This is a genomic window from Methylobacterium sp. C1 (assembly GCF_001854385.1).
GTDB classification, from domain to species: Bacteria; Pseudomonadota; Alphaproteobacteria; order Rhizobiales; family Beijerinckiaceae; genus Methylobacterium; species Methylobacterium radiotolerans.
Genome location: NZ_CP017640.1, coordinates 464,707 through 481,003 on the forward strand (window position 1 = coordinate 464,707; position 16,297 = coordinate 481,003).

The 16,297-nt window shown below is 71.9% G+C and carries 14 protein-coding genes and 2 pseudogenes; 5 read left to right on the top strand and 11 right to left on the bottom strand.

Going from position 1 to position 16,297, the window contains the following annotated elements:
• Window positions 1-33 precede the first annotated feature (33 nt).
• The 5 genes from BKE41_RS02055 (at window position 34) to BKE41_RS02075 (ending at window position 4,429) form a co-directional block, all read left to right on the top strand.
• Window positions 34-714: a Crp/Fnr family transcriptional regulator gene (locus BKE41_RS02055; RefSeq protein WP_024827654.1), complete on the top strand. Its 681-nt coding sequence runs from the start codon at window positions 34-36 to the stop codon at window positions 712-714.
• Window positions 715-737: 23 nt separating this feature from the next.
• Window positions 738-1,259, top strand: a complete 522-nt coding sequence (locus BKE41_RS02060; RefSeq protein WP_070998406.1) for a FecR domain-containing protein — start codon at window positions 738-740, stop codon at window positions 1,257-1,259.
• Window positions 1,256-3,142 carry an adenylate/guanylate cyclase domain-containing protein gene (locus BKE41_RS02065; protein WP_083374270.1) on the top strand — a complete coding sequence of 629 codons (1,887 nt, stop codon included), beginning with the start codon at window positions 1,256-1,258 and terminating at the stop codon, window positions 3,140-3,142. Before BKE41_RS02060 ends, BKE41_RS02065 begins: the two co-directional genes overlap by 4 nt.
• A gap of 116 nt (window positions 3,143-3,258) precedes the next feature.
• Window positions 3,259-3,549 carry a hypothetical protein gene (locus BKE41_RS02070; RefSeq protein ID WP_070998407.1) on the top strand — a complete coding sequence of 97 codons (291 nt, stop codon included), beginning with the start codon at window positions 3,259-3,261 and terminating at the stop codon, window positions 3,547-3,549.
• A 151-nt stretch (window positions 3,550-3,700) separates the two neighbouring features.
• Window positions 3,701-4,429 (top strand): response regulator transcription factor, encoded by a 729-nt coding sequence (locus BKE41_RS02075; protein WP_070998409.1) that lies wholly within the window; start codon window positions 3,701-3,703, stop codon window positions 4,427-4,429.
• Window positions 4,430-4,590: 161 nt separating this feature from the next.
• On the opposite strand, the gene BKE41_RS02080 is transcribed toward BKE41_RS02075, so the two are convergent.
• The 11 genes and pseudogenes from BKE41_RS02080 to BKE41_RS32545 form a co-directional block, all read right to left on the bottom strand.
• The gene (locus BKE41_RS02080; protein WP_012317351.1) at window positions 4,591-5,808 is read right to left on the bottom strand and encodes an ABC transporter substrate-binding protein; all 1,218 of its coding nucleotides are present in this window, start codon (window positions 5,806-5,808) and stop codon (window positions 4,591-4,593) included.
• 82 nt (window positions 5,809-5,890) lie between these two features.
• A complete protein-coding gene (locus tag BKE41_RS02085; RefSeq protein ID WP_029358483.1) occupies window positions 5,891-6,187 on the bottom strand; it encodes a YciI family protein in 297 nt (98 codons plus the stop codon).
• A gap of 13 nt (window positions 6,188-6,200) precedes the next feature.
• The gene (gene catC, locus BKE41_RS02090) at window positions 6,201-6,485 is read right to left on the bottom strand and encodes a muconolactone Delta-isomerase (RefSeq protein ID WP_029358481.1); all 285 of its coding nucleotides are present in this window, start codon (window positions 6,483-6,485) and stop codon (window positions 6,201-6,203) included.
• Window positions 6,486-6,648: 163 nt separating this feature from the next.
• A complete protein-coding gene (locus tag BKE41_RS02095; RefSeq protein ID WP_053620309.1) occupies window positions 6,649-8,283 on the bottom strand; it encodes a GMC family oxidoreductase N-terminal domain-containing protein in 1,635 nt (544 codons plus the stop codon).
• 21 nt (window positions 8,284-8,304) lie between these two features.
• Window positions 8,305-9,114 (bottom strand): shikimate dehydrogenase, encoded by an 810-nt coding sequence (locus tag BKE41_RS02100; RefSeq protein ID WP_053620308.1) that lies wholly within the window; start codon window positions 9,112-9,114, stop codon window positions 8,305-8,307.
• Between the two features lie 40 nt (window positions 9,115-9,154).
• Window positions 9,155-9,961 (bottom strand): 3-oxoacyl-ACP reductase FabG, encoded by an 807-nt coding sequence (gene fabG / locus BKE41_RS02105; RefSeq protein WP_053620307.1) that lies wholly within the window; start codon window positions 9,959-9,961, stop codon window positions 9,155-9,157.
• A 1-nt stretch (window position 9,962) separates the two neighbouring features.
• Complete coding sequence (locus tag BKE41_RS02110; protein WP_070998411.1) at window positions 9,963-10,667, bottom strand: ABC transporter ATP-binding protein; 705 nt, start codon at window positions 10,665-10,667, stop codon at window positions 9,963-9,965.
• Window positions 10,654-12,234 (bottom strand): annotated as a pseudogene (locus tag BKE41_RS02115) (branched-chain amino acid ABC transporter ATP-binding protein/permease); the annotation flags it as partial. The gene BKE41_RS02110 and the pseudogene BKE41_RS02115, both read right to left, overlap by 14 nt.
• 139 nt (window positions 12,235-12,373) lie before the next feature.
• Complete coding sequence (locus BKE41_RS02120) at window positions 12,374-14,101, bottom strand: acetolactate synthase catalytic subunit (protein WP_070998415.1); 1,728 nt, start codon at window positions 14,099-14,101, stop codon at window positions 12,374-12,376.
• Entirely contained in the window at window positions 14,101-15,117 is a 1,017-nt protein-coding gene (locus tag BKE41_RS02125) for an NAD(P)H-quinone oxidoreductase (RefSeq protein WP_070998417.1), read from the bottom strand. The genes BKE41_RS02120 and BKE41_RS02125 overlap by 1 nt, the downstream gene beginning before the upstream one ends.
• A pseudogene (locus BKE41_RS32545) lies at window positions 15,114-16,171 on the bottom strand (alcohol dehydrogenase catalytic domain-containing protein). The gene BKE41_RS02125 and the pseudogene BKE41_RS32545 overlap by 4 nt, the downstream one beginning before the upstream one ends.
• Window positions 16,172-16,297: the final 126 nt, after the last annotated feature.

Below are 16,297 nucleotides of genomic sequence, written 5' to 3' on the forward strand. Positions count from 1 at the left end.
AAGCTCCGGCTCGACGGCCGGAGAGATGCAGTCGTGAGCACGCCGCACACGCTCATTCGGTTCCTGAAGGCCAACGCGTTCTTCGCTGAGCTTGGTCCGGAAGCGATCGAGACCATCGCCGGCCTGTGCACGACGCGCAGCCTCGCGCGCCACGAGATCCTCTTCCAGAAGGGCGATCCGGGCGACGCCCTCTACGCGGTGCGGCGCGGGCAGATCCGCATCGGGGCCGGCTCCGACGACGGGCGCGCGGTCACCCTCAACCTGCTCGGGCCCGGCGACGTCTTCGGCGAGATCGCCTTCCTCGACGGCCATCCGCGGACCGCCGAGGCCGTGGCCCTCGAGCCGGCCGACCTCTTCGTCGTGGAGGGGCGGGCCTTTCTCAAGCTCCTCGCCGGGGATCCCGCTCTGGCGGTCCAGATCATCAATCTGCTGTGCCAGCGCCTGCGCTGGATGAGCGCGCGCATGGAGGAGGCGACGCTGCTTCCGCTCGACATCCGCCTGGCCCGGCGCCTGATCACGCTGTCGGAGGATTTCGGCGCCGAGATCCAGGTGACGCAGGAGGAACTCGCGGCGTTCGTCGGCGCGGCCCGGGAGAGCGTCAACCGCGTCCTGCAGGACTGGCGGCGATCGGGCCTGATCGATCTCGGGCGCGCGCGCGTCACCGTTCGGGCCTCGCACCGCCTCGTCGCGCTCGGGGCGCGGGCGCAGACATGATCGGGTCGACAGGGCTTCATCGCATGAGCATCGCAGCGCGCTTGGCGGCCGTCGCCGCCGTCACCCTCGCGGCGTCGAGCGCCGCCGCGCAGACGCGCTGCACGGAGACGACGCGCTTCGATCCGCCCCTGCGGATCCTGCACTGCGCTGACGGCCTGACGCTCGAAGTCGAGCGCGCGGGCAGCCTGCGGCCTGTGGATCCGGACAGCGACGGACATCTCAAGGGTGCGGAAATCGGCGGCAACGCGGTCTTCGTCACGATCCCGGCGAGCCGCCGCGTCCGCCGGGACGGCTTCCAGATCCTCACGCCGCACGCGGTCGCCTCGGTGCGGGGCACGGTCTACGCCGTCGACGTGACCCGGGCGCGCACCTCCGTCTTCGTGGCGCAGGGACGGGTCGACGTCGCCAGGCGCGACGCCCCCCAGATCGCCGTCACGCTCGGGCCGGGCGAGGGGGTCGACGTCGATGACGGTCGCGACGCCCTGGAGGTCCGGCGCTGGCCGCAGGAGCGCGTCAGGAGCCTGCTCGAGCGGTTCGCACGTTGAGCGACGCCGGTCGATCGGCGAATACCACGCACGACCGCGCCTTCCGCCGGGCGCGCCTCGCCCTCGTGCTCGCCGCCTCGCTCGGCGCGCTCGCCTGGGGCGCCTGGCTCGGCCAGCTGCATATCGCCGGTCGCGCGACGCCCCTCGACCGTCTGGAATCCGCCCTCACGGACCTGCGCCTGCGGCTCGCGGGCCCGCGCACGCCGCCGGCCGACCTCACGGTCGTGGCGATCGACGACGCGACGGTGCGGCGCGAGGGCGGCTTCCCGGTCTCCCGCACCACGATGGCGCGGATCATCGAGCGGGTGGCGGAGGCGCGCCCGCGCGTGATCGCCGTCGACGTGCTCTTCCTCGACGCGGGACGGCAGCCGGACGCGGACAACGCGCTCGCCGCCGCCCTCGCGAAGACGACCGCGATCCTGGCCTCGGCGGCCGTCTTCGACGGGAACGTCAGCGAGGACGGCATCCCGGTCGCCACCGCGCTCCATCGGCCGACGCCGAAACTCGGCAAGGACGTCGCGTCGGGCGTCGTCAACGTCGCCGAGGACGCGTCCGGCGTGCCCCGCCATCTCCCGCTGGTGGTGCGGACCTCCGACGGGGTCGCCGCGTCCTTTGTGCTGCGGGTTGCGGCCCTGGCGGCGCGGAGCGACCCCGTGCTCAGCAAGGGCCGGGTCGAGATCGGTGGCCGCGCGCTGCCCCTGGACCTGGGCTACCATCTCCCGCTGCGCCCCTACGGTGCGCGGCGCGCGATCGCCACCGTGAGCGCGAGCGCCCTTCTCGACGGCACGGCGCCGGCCGCGGCGCTCTCGGACGGTATCGTGGTGATCGGCGTCACCGCGCTCGGCGGCGGCGATACCTTCGCCACCGCGTTCGATCCCGTCATGCCCGGCGTCGAGCTCCTCGCGACTGGCATCGCCCACCTCGCCACGGGGGATGGCCTCGTCCGCGATGCCGGCGTGCGGCGGCGCGACGCCGCGGCCGCCGTCCTCCTGGCGGTCGGGGCGGCGCTCGCCATCGCGCTGCTGCCGCCGGGCCCGGGCCTGATCCTTGTACTCCTCGCGACGGCCGGTTGGCTCACCGCGGGCGCCGCAGCCTTCGCGCACGGCATCTGGTTCAGCGCCGCCCTGCCGCTCGCGGCGGTGGGCGTGCCGGCACTCGCCTGCGCGGTGGGCCGCCAGACGCTCGAGCGCCGCCAGAGCGCGCGGGTGGCGCGCTCCGAGGAGGTGCTGCGGCGGCTGCAGCCCGCCGCTCTGGCCGAGCGGCTGGCCCGCGACCCAGGCTACCTCGCCGAGCCCGTCGCGCGGGACATTGCCGTGCTGTTCGTCGATCTCACCGGCTTCACGCGCCGGAGCGAGCAACTGGGCCCCGTGCGCACCCGGGCGATGCTCAAGACGTTCCACGATCTCGTGGACGCGGCGGTGACGCTGCGCGGGGGCGTCGTCGTGAACTTCATGGGCGACGGCGCCATGGTCCTGTTCGGCGCGCTCGATCCGGACCCGGAGCAAGCCGTGCACGCCGTCCAGGCCGCGGAGGAGCTCATCGCCCGCACGCGCGCCTGGATCGCGCGCAGCCCGGTCCTGTCCGAAGCCGGGCCGGCCCTCGATCTGCGCATCGGCGCGCATTACGGGCCGGTGATCCTCTCGCGCCTCGGCAGCGACACCAACCAGCACGTCACCGCCACGGGCGACACGGTCAACGTCGCGAGCCGCCTGCTCGCGGTCGCGGCGGACGCCAACGCCCGCCTGGCGCTCAGCGCCGAACTGGCGCTTGCGGCCGGGCTCGACCTGTCGGCGGGGACATTCGAGGGCCGGACCGCGGCCATCCGCGGCCGCAGCCGGCCCCTCGAGGTCTGGCTGAGCCACCCGCGCGCGGCAGAGCCCTAGCCGCATCCCCGAGCGACCGCCGCCAGCGCGCAGGCCCGCGCCGACTCTGTGACCCGGATCACAGTCGACCCTGCTTGGCCGGTTCATCGTCTCCCTATCGCAACGGGAGACTCAGCATGGCGACCACCTCGTTTACGACCGCGATCCTGGCCGGTCTCGCCCTCGCCGCCTCGGCGACCGTCCCCGGACCTGCCGAAGCGCGCGAGTTCGGACACGGACGCTTCGGTCACCATGGCGGCTTCCATCACGGCTTCCACCACGGCGGGTTCCACCACGGCTTCCGAGACCGTTTCGGCGGCCGCGGCTGGTGGAGTCCGACGGGCGGCTACGCGGCGAACAGCGACCTCGGCGACTGCCGCCTGACCGTCAGCCTCGTCCGGCGTCGCTTCGGGCGGCTCTGCCGCTGAGCCGCGCCGTCATCGGAGGACAGGACAGATCGATCGGCCGGCGAAAGCAGACCACGCGCATCCGGCAGCCCCTGGGAGGCCGTACGGCCTCGGGCGGCCTCGGGGCGCTACTCCGCAGATTCGACGGCCAAACCCCGGAGGAGCATCGCCCGTGCAGCACCATGCCCTACGCGTCCTGCTCGTCGACGACGACGCGGACGTGCAGCGCGTCGTATGCGGCTACCTCGGCGAGCACGGGGTCGGCGTGGTTCCGGTGACGACCCGGGCCGAGGCGCGCGCGCAGCTCGCGGATCCGTCGCAGTTCGATCTGGCCGTGCTCAACCTCCGCCCGGGCGCGGAGAACGGGCTCGACCTTCTGCGGGATCTGCGGGCGGGGAGCAACCTTCCCGTCATCCTGACCACGGCGCACCGCTGCGAGGAGTTCGATCGCGTGCTCGGCCTCGAACTCGGCGCGGACGACTACATCGTCAAGCCTTACGGCCTGCGCGAACTCTTGGCGCGCGTCCGCGCCGTCCTCCGCCGCGTCGCGGCGCAGGCCGCGTCCCGCCCGGCGGAGGCGCCGTACCGGCGCTTCGACGGCTGGGTCCTCAATCGCCGGCGCCGACGCCTGATCAATCCGGATGGCGTCGAAGTCGTCCTGGGCAAGCGCGAGTACGCGCTCCTGGCGGCGTTCCTCGACGCGCCCCAGCGGCCGCTCAGCCGCGAGTACCTGCTGCAGGTCACGCGCGTCCACGACGACGTGTTCGATCGCTGCATCGACGTGCAGATCCTGCGGTTGCGCCGGAAGATCGAGCGCAGGCCCAGCGACCCGAAGCTCATCCTGACCGAGCGCGGGGTCGGCTACGTCTTCGCCGCCGCGGTCGAGAGCACGTCCCACTAGCGTCGTCCCGATCGCGATGCGCCGCTCTCACGGAACGGGCACACCGGTCGAGACAGCCGCGCCCTGTCGGCTCTCCCGTGGGAGCGAGGGGACCGGCACTGCCGGCGCCGCGATCATCGGCGTCGACCGTCGTCACGGTCCGGGAGGCCGCCGGAGGCGCGTCAGCCCTTCACGAGCTTGCACGTGCTCTCCGAGAGCGGCTGGAACGCTTGGTCGCCCGGGATCGTCTTCAGGATCTTGTAGAAGTCCCAAGGCCCCGTCGATTCCGCCGGGGATTTCACCTGGGCGAGGTACATGTCGTGCACGAGGCGGCCGTCCGGCCGCAGCGTGGCGTTGCGTGCGAAGAAGTCTTGGATGGGCAGCGCGCGCATCTCGGCCATCACCTTCAGCCCGTCATCCGTGCCGGCAGCTTCGGCCGCCTTCAGGAAGTGGAGCACCGCCGAATAATCGCCGGCCTGGACCATGGTCGGCATCCGGCCGCCCATGCGCTCGCCGAAGCGCCGGGCGAAGGCGCGCGTCTGCTCGTCCATGTCCCAGTAGAAGCCCGTCGTCAGGATCATGCCCTGCGCTGCCGACAACCCGACGGAATAGATGTCGGTCAGGAAGATGTTGAGGCCGCCCAGCCTCTGGCCGCCCTGCAGGATCCCGAATTCGCTCGCCTGCTTGATGGTGTTGATCGTGTCGGCGCCCGCATTGGCCATGCCGATGATCTTCGCGCCCGAGGCCTGCGCCTGCAGCAGGTAGGACGAGAAATCCGGATTAGGAAACGGGTGCTTGACCGACCCGAGTACCGTACCGCCCTTGGCCTTCACGACGCGGGTGACCTGCGCCTCCAGGTCGTGCCCGAAGGTGTAGTCGGCTGTGATGAAGAACCACGTGTTCTTCGGATCATCCGCCAGCGCCGCGGCGGTGCCGGCCGCGAGCGAGTGGGTATCCCAGGACCAGTGGGCGCCGGTCGGCGAGCACGCGGCGTTGGTCAGCGCCATGGAGCCGGCGCCGGAGTTGATGTCGATCTTGCCCTTGCTGCGCGCGACCTCGCGCACCGCCAGCCCCGCGACCGAGGAATTGGTGTCGAAGATCGCGTCAACACCCTCGGTATCGAACCACCGGCGCGCGATCGACGAGGCGATGTCGGCCTTGTTCTGATGATCGGCGAAGATCAGCTCGACCTTTCGACCATTGATCGGGCGGCCGAAATCCTCAACCGCGAGCTGCGCGGCCGTCACGGAGCCGCGGCCGGCCAGGTCCGAGTAGCCGCCGGACATGTCGGTCAGGATGCCGATCTTGATTCCGCCATCCGCGTATTGCGCGGAGGCGGGCAGGGTGGTCAAAGCAGCGGCGCCGAACGCGGCGGCCGCGACCCAGCTGCGACGGATCATTGTATCCTCCCCACTCTTTGGTTCTCGTGCGGCCGCTCCGCGCCGCAGCGCTTCTTCTCTCCGGAAACGCGCTCCGCCGATCTCAGAGATAGCTGCGGCCGTCGAGGTAGGCCTTGCGCCAGCGCCGGATCTCGACGCGCTCGAAGAGACCGATCCTGTAGAACGGGTCTGCCTGGATGAGCGCCTCGGCCTCCGCGCGGGTCTCGACATCGACGACGTACAGGCCGCCGCCGGCGTCGCTGCCATCGTCGTTCAGCTTCGCGCCGCAGGCCAGAAGCCGGGCCTTGATCCGGTCGAGGTAGACGAGGTGCTCCGCGCGGTTCGCCCTGCGGACGTCCAGGCTCCCGGGCCTGTCGAAGGTCTCGATCATGTAGGGCATGACGATCGTCCCGTCAGTTGGTCGCGATGGCGGAGGGATGCTGCGCCAGCGGCGTCACGCTGATCGCCATGTACGGGTAGAGCGGCAGCGAGCTCAGGATCTGGTGGAGCTCGTCGTTTCCCGCCACGTCGAAGACACTGTAATTGGCGTACTGCCCGGCGATGCGCCAGAGATGCCGCCATCTGCCATCTTGCTGGAGCTTCTGGGCGTAGGCCTTCTCCTCGGCCTTCAGGCGATCCGCCTCCGATTTCGGCAGGGACGCCGGAATGTTGACCTGCATGTGGACCATGTAGAGCATGACGTCGATCCTTTGCCGCCGGTCTTGGCGAGCACGCCCGCGGTGAGACTTGGTGCGCCGTACAGTGCCGGTCGAGGCCGAGACACGGCCGGGACCGGCGCAGTACGGCCGAGGTTGGCGCGAACCTGCCGTACGCGCCGCGGCGCCCGATGGCCAGACCGCATCAGGCATCGGCCCGGATCAGGTCGGCGGCCTTCTCGGCGATCATGAACACCGCGGCCTGCGTGTTGCCGGAGACGATCCGCGGCATAATCGAGGCGTCCGCCACCCGGAGGCCGGCCACGCCGCGCACGCGCAGGTTAGGATCCGTCACGGAACCCGGATCGCCGCCCATGCGGCACGTGCCGCAGATGTGGTAGATCGTCTGGCCGTCGCGGCGGGCGAAATCGAGCCAGTCCGCGTCGGTCCGGCAGTCCGGCCCCGGATTGAGTTCGGCCCCGCGAAAGCGTTCCATCGGCGCCTGCGCGACGACGGTGCGCGCGATCTTCATGCCCTCGACCATCGCCCGGCGATCCTCCTCGGTGGCGAGGAAGTTCGGGCGGATGGCGGGGGGCTCGAGCGGGTCGGGCGACGCCGCGTGGATCGTCCCGCGCGATTCCGGTCGCAGCTGCGTGACGCCGATCGTCATGCCGGGCAGGCGGTCGAGCTTGCGCTCGGCGGCGTTGGCGTAGCTCGCGTGCATGAAGAAGTACTGCACGTCGGGCCCATCGAGCCCCGGCCGCGTGCGCACGAACCCGTGGGCGAGGCCGGTCCCCAGCGCCAGGATACCCTGCCGCGTCGCGAGGTAGCGCGCCGCGGCGACGCCGAGGCGCAGGCCGCGGGTCTGCTCGTTCAGCGTCACCGGCAGGCGCACGCGCCAATTCATGCGCGTGCAGTAATGGTCCATGTAGTTGGTGCCGACGGCGGGGAGCGCGCGCCGCACCGCCACGCCGAGGCCGGCGAGGATCGCCGGGTCGCCGAGGCCGGACAGTTCCAGGATCTGCGGGGTCTGCGCCGCCCCCGCGGCAAGGATCACCTCCCCGCGGCAGCGGAACAGCCGCTCGCGGCCACCGACCAGAGCGGCGACGCCGCTCGCCCGATCCCTGTCGAAGGTGAGCCGCAGGACGTGCGCGTCCGTCACGACGGCGAGGTTCGGACGGGCGAGGGCCGGCCGCAGATAGGCGTCGGCGGCGCTGACCCGCCGCCCGCGACGCTGGTTCACTTGGTAGTAGCCGAAGCCGTCCTGACTCGCCGCGTTGTAGTCGGGGTTGCGCGGATGCCCAGCCGCCCGCGCGGCGGCGATGAAGGCCTCGGCGATCGCCGGCCGCTCGGCGACTTCCGTGATCGGCAGCGGTCCGCCGCGGGCCCGCAGGGGGTCGGGCGCCCCGTCGTAATCCTCGAGCCTGCGGAAGTAGGGCAGCACGTCCGCGAAGCCCCATCCGCGGCAGCCGGCCTGCGCCCAGGCGTCGTAGTCCTGCGGCTGCCCGCGCACGTAGATCATGCCGTTGATGAGGGTCGACCCGCCGAGGCCCTTGCCCCGCGGGACCGCGATCACCCGGCCGCCGGTCGCCTCCTCGGGCTCGGTCCGGAAGCGCCAGTTGTAGGAGGGGTGCTGGAGCAGGCGGCTGAACCCGGCCGGGATCGAGACCCAGGGGCTGCGCGCCCGCCCCCCCGCCTCGAGGAGCAGCACCCGGCGCGTCCCGGACTCGGTCAGCCGGTTGGCCAGGACGCAGCCCGCGGTGCCGCCGCCCACGATCACGTAGTCGAAGACGCCCGCCGCGACGACGTCGATGTCGGTCGATCCCACGGTGCGCGCCATGCTCAGTCCTCGGATCCAGCCTCAGAGGGCGCCCATGTGGCGGGCCATGAGGGCGATCTGGCACTCCAGCATCGGTAGCCCCTTCTGAATGCGGCAGCCGGCCGCCAGCGCGGCGGCGAGGAGCGGCGTGGTCTCCGGATCCATGATCGCCTCGGCGACGAACTGGCCGGCGTGGAGGGCGGTCAGATCGAAGGGGGCGGCGTCCTGCGGGCGCATGCCGAGCGACGTGCCGTTGACGAGGAGGTCGTGCTCCGCCTGGATGCCCTCCACGGCGATCGCGAGGGCAGGGTAGGCGGCGCGCAGGCGCGCCGCCAGCGCCTCGGCGCGGTCGGCGGTGCGGTTAAGGATGGTCAGGCGCGCCACGCCCGCCGCCGCAAGCGCGAAGGCGATGGCGCTCGCCGCGCCGCCGGCCCCCGCGAGGGCAACATTTCGGCCGCGCGGTTCCAGGCCGGAGACGCGCAGCGCCTCGACGAATCCGATCCCGTCCAGCATCGTGCCGATCATGCGCCCGTCCGCATCCCGTCGGACGCAGTTGACGGCCCCGATCTGCTCGGCCTCGCGGGTGAGCGCGTCGCACAGGCCGGTCATCGCCGTCTTGTGCGGGACCGTGGCGATGAAGCCGCCGAAATTGCGCAGGTGCCTGAGCCCGTCCACCACCGCGGCCAGGCCGTCCGCCGTCACGTGCAGCGGGACGAGGACGCCGTCCACGCCGTGACGGGCGAAGAGCGCCCCCATCACCTCGGGCGCCTTCACGTGGTAGATCGGGTCAGCCAGGATCCCGTAGACCCGGGTCCGTCCGGTGATCCCGGCTGCCGTGAGCGCGCTGTTCATGGCCGTACTCCCGTCCATGTCTGTCCTGACCGGCTCCGGCTCACGTCATGTAGAGGCCGCCGGCGACGTCGACGGTCTGTCCGGTGACGAAGCTGGCCTCGGCGGAGGTCAGATAGAGGGCGAGATCCGCGACCTCCTCGGGGGCGCCGAGGCGGCCCATCGGGGTCAGGCGAACCTGCTCGTCGTTGACGGCGCGGCCCACCGCCCGGACCATCGGGGTCTCGATGCGGCCGGGCGCGATCGCGTTGACGCGGATGCCGAACGGGCCGAGCTCCGCCGCGAGGTGCTTGGTGAGCCCGATCAGCCCGGCCTTCGACGCCGCGTAGTGGCAGGCGACGATCGGCGAGTGGGTCTTGCCCGCCACCGACGACATGTTGACGATCCAGCCGCGCCCGGCCGCGCACATCGCCGGCGTCAGCGCGCGGACGGTGTTGAACGCCCCCGTCAGGTTGACCGCGACGACGCGGTTCCACTCCGCCGGATCCATCTCCCAAACCCGGTGGGCCGCCCCGTCGTGCTTCGGCGAGATGCCGGCATTGTTGATGACCGTATCGAAGGCGCCGCCCATCGCGGCGGCGGCCTCCGACACGGCCGTCTTGACTGCCGCATGGTCGGCGACGTCGAGCTGCAGCGGCAGGGCGCGGCCGCCCGCCGACTCGATGGCCGCGACCGTCGACGCAACGTCGTCCGGGTTCAGGTCGGCGACGCCCACCAGGGCACCGCGCGAACCGAATCCCTCCGCGATCGCCCGGCCGATCCCGCGGCCAGCCCCCGTGACGAGGACGCGCCGGCCGGCGTGGCTCGGGCGCCGCGCGATCGCCTCGGGATTGGTCTGCCGCTCGGTCATCTCAGATCCCCAGATAGGTGCGGCGGACGTGGTCGTTGTCGAGCAGGGCCGCGGACGCGTCGGCGAGGACGATCTCGCCGTTCTCCAGCACGTAGCCCCGGTCGGCGACCTGCAGCGTGTGGAACACGTTCTGCTCGACGATCAGCACGGTGGCGCCGGTCCTCGCGATCCGGTTGACCACCGCGAAGACCTGCGCCACCACGATCGGCACGAGGCCGAGGGAGGGCTCGTCGAACATCAGGAGCTTGGGACGCGCCATCATCCCGCGGGCGATGGCCACCATCTGCTGCTCGCCCCCGGACAGGGAGCCGGCGTTCTGGTCGAGGCGCTCGCGCACCCGCGGGAACAGGTCGAGGACGTCCGCGAGCGTCTCCGACTGGCGCTCGCGCGCGGCGCGGCGGTAGGCGCCCATCAGCAGGTTCTCCCGCACCGTCATCTCGGGGAAGAGCTGGCGCCCCTCCGGGATCAGGGTGACGCCCCGCGCCACCATCTCGTGGCCTGAGAGCCGGGTGACGTCCTCATCCTCGAACAGGATCCGGCCGTGCGTCGGCGTCACGAAGCCCGCGATGGTCCGCAGCGTCGTCGTCTTGCCGGCACCGTTGGCGCCGACGATCGTCACCACCTCGCCGGCGCGCACCTCCAGCGAGGCGGCGTGCAGGATGCTGGTCGCGCCGTAGCCGGCATCCACGCGCTCAAGCGTGAGCATGGGCGAACTCTTTGCCGAGATAAGCCTCGATCACGGCCGGGTAGCGGACCGCGTCCTGCGGGCTTCCCTGGGCGATGATCTGCCCGGAACTCAGGACGATCACCCGGTCGGAGAGCGCCATCACCGCCTGCATGACGTGCTCGATCGCGATGATGCTGACGCCGGTATCGCGGATCGACAGCATCAGATCGATGGCGCGGCGCACGTCGATCTGATTGATGCCGGCCATCAGCTCGTCGAGGAGCAGCACGCGCGGGCGCATCGCCATCACGCGGGCGACCTCGAGCCGCTTGAAACCGCCGATGGTGAGACCGCGCGCCTCGCTTCCGAGCCACGGCGCGAGCCCCATTCGCTCGGCGGTCTCGCGCGCGACCGCCCGCGCTTCGCGGACGTCGCGGTGGCGGTGGAAGGCGCCGACCATGATGTTCTCCTCGACCGTCATGGCGGCGAAGGGCTGCACGATCTGGAAGGTGCGGCCGACGCCGAGCGTCGCGAAATCCGCCGTTTGGCCCGGATGCTGCCACGTCCCGTCCGGCGCGCGCACGCTCACCGTTATGGCGTCGGGCTTGAGGAAGCCCGAGATCATGTTGAAGACGGTGGTCTTGCCGGCCCCGTTCGGGCCGATCAGACCCAGGATCTCGCCCTCCCGGAGGGTGAAGCCGACGTCGTTGGTGACGTGCAGGCCGCCGAAGCGCTTCTGAAGGCCCTCGACCCGGAGGACGGCCTCGCCGACCGGCGGCCGTTCCGCGGCGCGCGGCGCGGCCGGAACAGCACCGGCCTTCACGCCGCGACCGCCGGCGCCGGACCGCGCGAAGCGGGTGACGAGCCCCATCAGGCCGTTGGGCAGGAACAGGACGACGAGCACCAGCACAAGGCCGTAGACGAGGCCGTGCAGCCCTAGGGCCTTCGCGCCGAGCAGCGGCCCGAACACCGTGCCGAGGCCGCCGATCAGCGCGAACATCGCGATCTGGATCGACAGGGTCAGCGAGAACATCGCCGCCGGCTCGATGAAGGTCAGGTACATGGCGTGGAAGGTGCCGACCATGGCGGTGAGCGCCCCCGACACGGCCACGGCGATGAGCCGCACGCGCACCGTGCGCACGCCCGCCGCGTGGGCGGCCGATTCCCGCTCGCGGGTCGCGACGAGGTGGAAGCCGATCCGGTGCGCCCGCATCCACCACGCGATCGCGAGTGTCAGCAGCAGGAGCCCGAAGGCGATGGCCAGCGGTGGCCAGCGATCGCGGAACATCATCCAGGCCCAGCCGAACTTCAGCGGGATCACCAGTCCCGTGGCACCCCCGGTCAGGTCCCGGAAATGGAGGGCCAGCACGCGGAAAACTTCGAGGAAGGCGATCGTCGCCAGCGAGAAGGACGGTCCGTGCAGCCGGAAGCACGGGAAGCTGATCGCCAGCGCCACTAGCACGGCGAGTGCGGCGCCGGCCACGATGCCGATCCACGGGCTGATCCCGGCACCGACGAGCAGCATGCCGCAATAGGCGCCGAGGCCGTAGAATATGCCTTGGCCGAGGGAGCGCTGGCCGGCGTAGCCGCCGACGATGTTCCAGGCGTCTCGGCCGTCGCCTGGGCCGCGGCGCCCAGCACGAGGGCGGCGGCGAGTGCACGCGCCAGAACTCTCATCGTTTCCTCCCGTGTCAGTCGTCGGCCCGGCGCTTCGTGCGCCTTCTCGTCGGGGCCAGTCGGGGGCGTCAGTAGGCGAGGGCGTCCTTGCCCTCGAAGCTGGTGATCGGCGGGTAGGCGCGCTGGTCGGTGATCACGTCGATCACCGTGACGGCGTCGTTCGCGAGTGCGTCGCGCAGCGCCGGCGCGAGATCTCCGGGGCGCTCGACGCGCGTCCCGGCGCAGCCGCAGGCGCGGGCGATCGCGGCATGGTCCACCGCCTCGAAGTCGCAGACGTCGGTGAAGTCGCCGAACAGGCTCAGCTCCGCGTGCTTCTGGTAGCCGAGGATCTGGTTGTTCAGGACGACGACGATGACCGGCAGCCGCATGCGCCGCGCCGTCTCCAGCTCCGACCAGACGTGGCCGAAGCCGCCGTCGCCGGTCACGCAGATCACGGGCGCGTCCGGGCGAGCGACCTTGGCGCCGAGGGCGAAGGGCAGGCCCCATCCGAGTCCGGCGATGCCGCGCGGGGTGAGGAAGCGCTGGCCGGCCCTCCGCGCCGTGAGGAAGTTGGCGATCCAGATCGAGGCGTAGCTCGCGTCGGCGACGACGACGGTCTCGGGCGTCGTCACCGCGTCGATCTCGGCCATGATCCGCTCGGGTCGGATCGGGGTGGCCTCCATGTCGACGAGGCGGGCCATGTCGCCGGCCTGGGCCTCGCGGGCGCGGGCGATGGTGTCGGCGAGCGCCGCGCGGCGGCCTTTCAGACCGGACAGGTCGCGTTGCCGAAGGACCTCGGCGAGGGAAGCGAGGGTCAGCTTGGCATCGCCAACGAGGCGGAGGGACTCGTAATTGCGGCCGACCTCGCCCCCGTCCACGTCGAGATGGATGAATCGGGCGCCTGCCGGGTAGAGCGACCAGCTGTCGGTGCCGTTCTGATTGGTGCGGTTGCCCACGAGGAGGACGACGTCGGCCTCCGTGACGAGCGCGCGCAGGTGGGACGAGCGCGCCCGCGGCGCCATGAAGTAGCCGACGACGCCGACGGAGAGCGGGTCGGTCTCGGCGACGGCGCCCTTGCCCATCACCGTGGTGGCGACCGGCAGTCCGAGGCTCTGCAGCGCGCCGAGTTCCGAATAGGCGCCGGAGGAATGGACACCGCCGCCCGCGATCACGAGGGGGCGCCGCGCCCCAGCGATCAGGTCCGCGGCCTCCGCGATCCCGGCCGGGTCGGCGACCGTGCGGTCGAGGGGGAAGGTGCCGAGGCTGGCCGCTCGGCGCGGTGCCGAGGCCTCGAAATCCGGCCGCTCGTCGAGCAGGTCCAGGGGCACCAGCAGCACCGCCGGACCGGGCCGCCCGGAGGCCGCGGCCGCGAAGGCCATGTCGACGTAGTCGTCGATGCGCTCGGCGACCGCGACCCGGCGGACCCACTTGGCGACGCCCGCGAACAGGGCGAGGTGATCGAGTTCCTGGAAGGCGTTCCGGTCCGTGAATTGCCGGTGAACGTCTTGGACGATGGCCAACACCGGTACGGATGCCTTCAGCGCTTCCGCGAGGCCCGGCACCAGCAGGGTGGCGGCGGGACCGTTCTGGGCGGCGACCACCGCGACCCGGCCCGAGATCCGCGCGTAGGCGTCGGCCATGGCGGCGCCCGCGTTCTCGGTGCGGTAGCCGATCTGGCGGATGCCGTGGTGCGGCGCGGCCAGGAACAGCGCCGAGGGGATGCTCTGGCCGAACACGTCGCGGACCCCGTGCCGGTGGAGCGCCGCGGCCAGGGCGTGGGCGCCGGTCATGTTGGCGCGCTCGGACATCTCGGACATCAGCGGCTCCCCCGCGCGGCGTCACTGATCGAGAGGACGATCTTCCCGACTTGCTGGCCCCCATCCATGCGGGCATGGGCTTCAGCCACCCGGTCGAACGCGAACACGGAATCGATCGGTGGCCGCGCGCGCCCGGCCGCGAGCAGCGGCAGGACGTGCTCCGCGAGGGCCTCGGCCAGGCGGGCCTTCAGGGCGACCGGGCGAGCCCGCAGCGTCGAGCCCGTCAGCGTCACCCGCTTCGTCAGGAGAGGCTGGAGATCGATCTCCGTCACCCGCGAGCCCTGCTGGAAGGCGATCTGGGCGATGCGCCCGTCGACCGCCACGGCGTCGAGGTTGCGGGCGATGTAGGGGCCGCCGACCATGTCGAGGATCACGTCGGGCCCGCCCCCGTCGGTGGCGGCCCGGGCCGCGGCGACGAAATCCTCCCGCCGATAGTCGATCGCGGCGTCCGCGCCGAGCCTGAGGCAGGCCGCGCATTTCTCGGACGAGCCCGCGGTCACGATCACGCGGGCGCCCCAAGCCTTCGCCAGCAGGATCGCGGTGGTGCCGATCCCCGAGGCGCCGCCGTGGATCAGCAGGCTCTCGCCCGCCCTTAGCCGGGCACGCTCGAACACGTTGCTCCAGACGGTGAAGTAGGTCTCGGGGATCGCCCCCGCCTCGATCGCCGGGAGGCCGTCCGGCACCTTCAGCGCGACCCCCTCGTCGACGACGGCCCACTCGGCGTAGGCGCCGCTATGGACCAGCGCCATCACCCGATCACCGGTTCGGAAGCGCCCGGCACCGGATCCGAGCGCCTCCACGATGCCGGCGAGTTCGAGCCCCAGCACGTCGGAGGCGCCGGGCGGCGGCGGGTAGCGGCCCTCGCGCTGCATCACGTCCGGCCGGTTGATGCCCGCGGACTCGACCCGCACGAGCAGTTGTCCCTCGCCCGGCTCGGGGCGCGGTCGCTCGACGATCCGGAGGACCTCGGGGCCGCCCTGCCCGACGGCGATCACGGCTCGCATCGTGGTGCTCATCGCTCGGCCCCCTGGCTCCCCGCCGCTTCGGGAAGAAGCAGCACCTTGATGGCCTGCCGGCTCCGCGCCAGATCGAACGCCGCCCAGGCTTCCGCGAGGGGACGACGGTGCGTGATCAGCGCCCTCAACGTCCCGGCATGGTCCGCGAGGAGCGCGATCGCGGCGTCGAAGGCGCGCGCCGTCGTGTCGTGGGCCGCGCGCAGCTGCTTCTTGCTGCGCACGAAACCCGTCAGGTCGAGGTCGAGGGATCCGGAGTGGATGCCGGCCACCACCATCACGCCGCCGGAACGCAGCACGCCCATCCCGTCGACCACCGATCGGGCGGATCCCGTCGCCTCGATCACCCGGTCAGCCTCCCCGTCGAAGGTGCGCCGGACGGCGTCGTCCAGGCCGACGCCGGCGAGATCGGCCGTCGCGCGGATGCCGATTCGTCGAGCGAGGTCGAGGCGCGCGGTGTCGTCGAGACCGGCGAGCAGCACGTCCGCGCCCCGGTGCTGCGCCACGAACGCGATGCAGAGGCCGATCGGGCCCGGGCCGAGCACCGCCACACGGTCGCCCGGCCCGACCTCCGCCACGTCCACCGCGTTGACCGCGACCGCCAGCGGCTCGGCCAGCGCCGCGACGGCCAGCGGCATCCCGTCGGGCAGGCGGCGGCAATTATCGGCCGGAACGACGACCTGCTCGGCGAAGGCCCCGTCCGCGTGCAGGCCGACGACTCGCCTTCCCTGGCAATCCTGCGGCCGCTCGGCGCGCAGGCCGCGCAGCCGCCGCGCGGCACTGTCGGGCAGCAGGTGACCCGGTCGCCGACAGCGAGCCCGGTCACGCCGTCTCCCACGGCGCGGACCGTCCCGGCGAACTCGTGGCCGAGGGTGACCGGCATGAAGGGGATCATGAACCCGTAGCCGGGGGTCCACTCGTAGGCGTGGATGTCGCTGCCGCAGATGCCGGCCGCGGCGACCGTGACGGTCACGCGGCCAGCCCCCGGAGTGGTGGGTGCATCGACGTGGACGAGGTCAGCCCCGAAGTCGGCCGTCGCCTTGCGCAACGCGAGCATTTCCGTCCCCTGTCTCCCGCCGAGCCTCTCGGCCCGGCGGCATGCCCTACGGTACGTGCCGTCGACGCATTCCGTTATTTGTTATAACGGACATCGGACCAAGGGGAGGAATATGTCAAGCGCCTC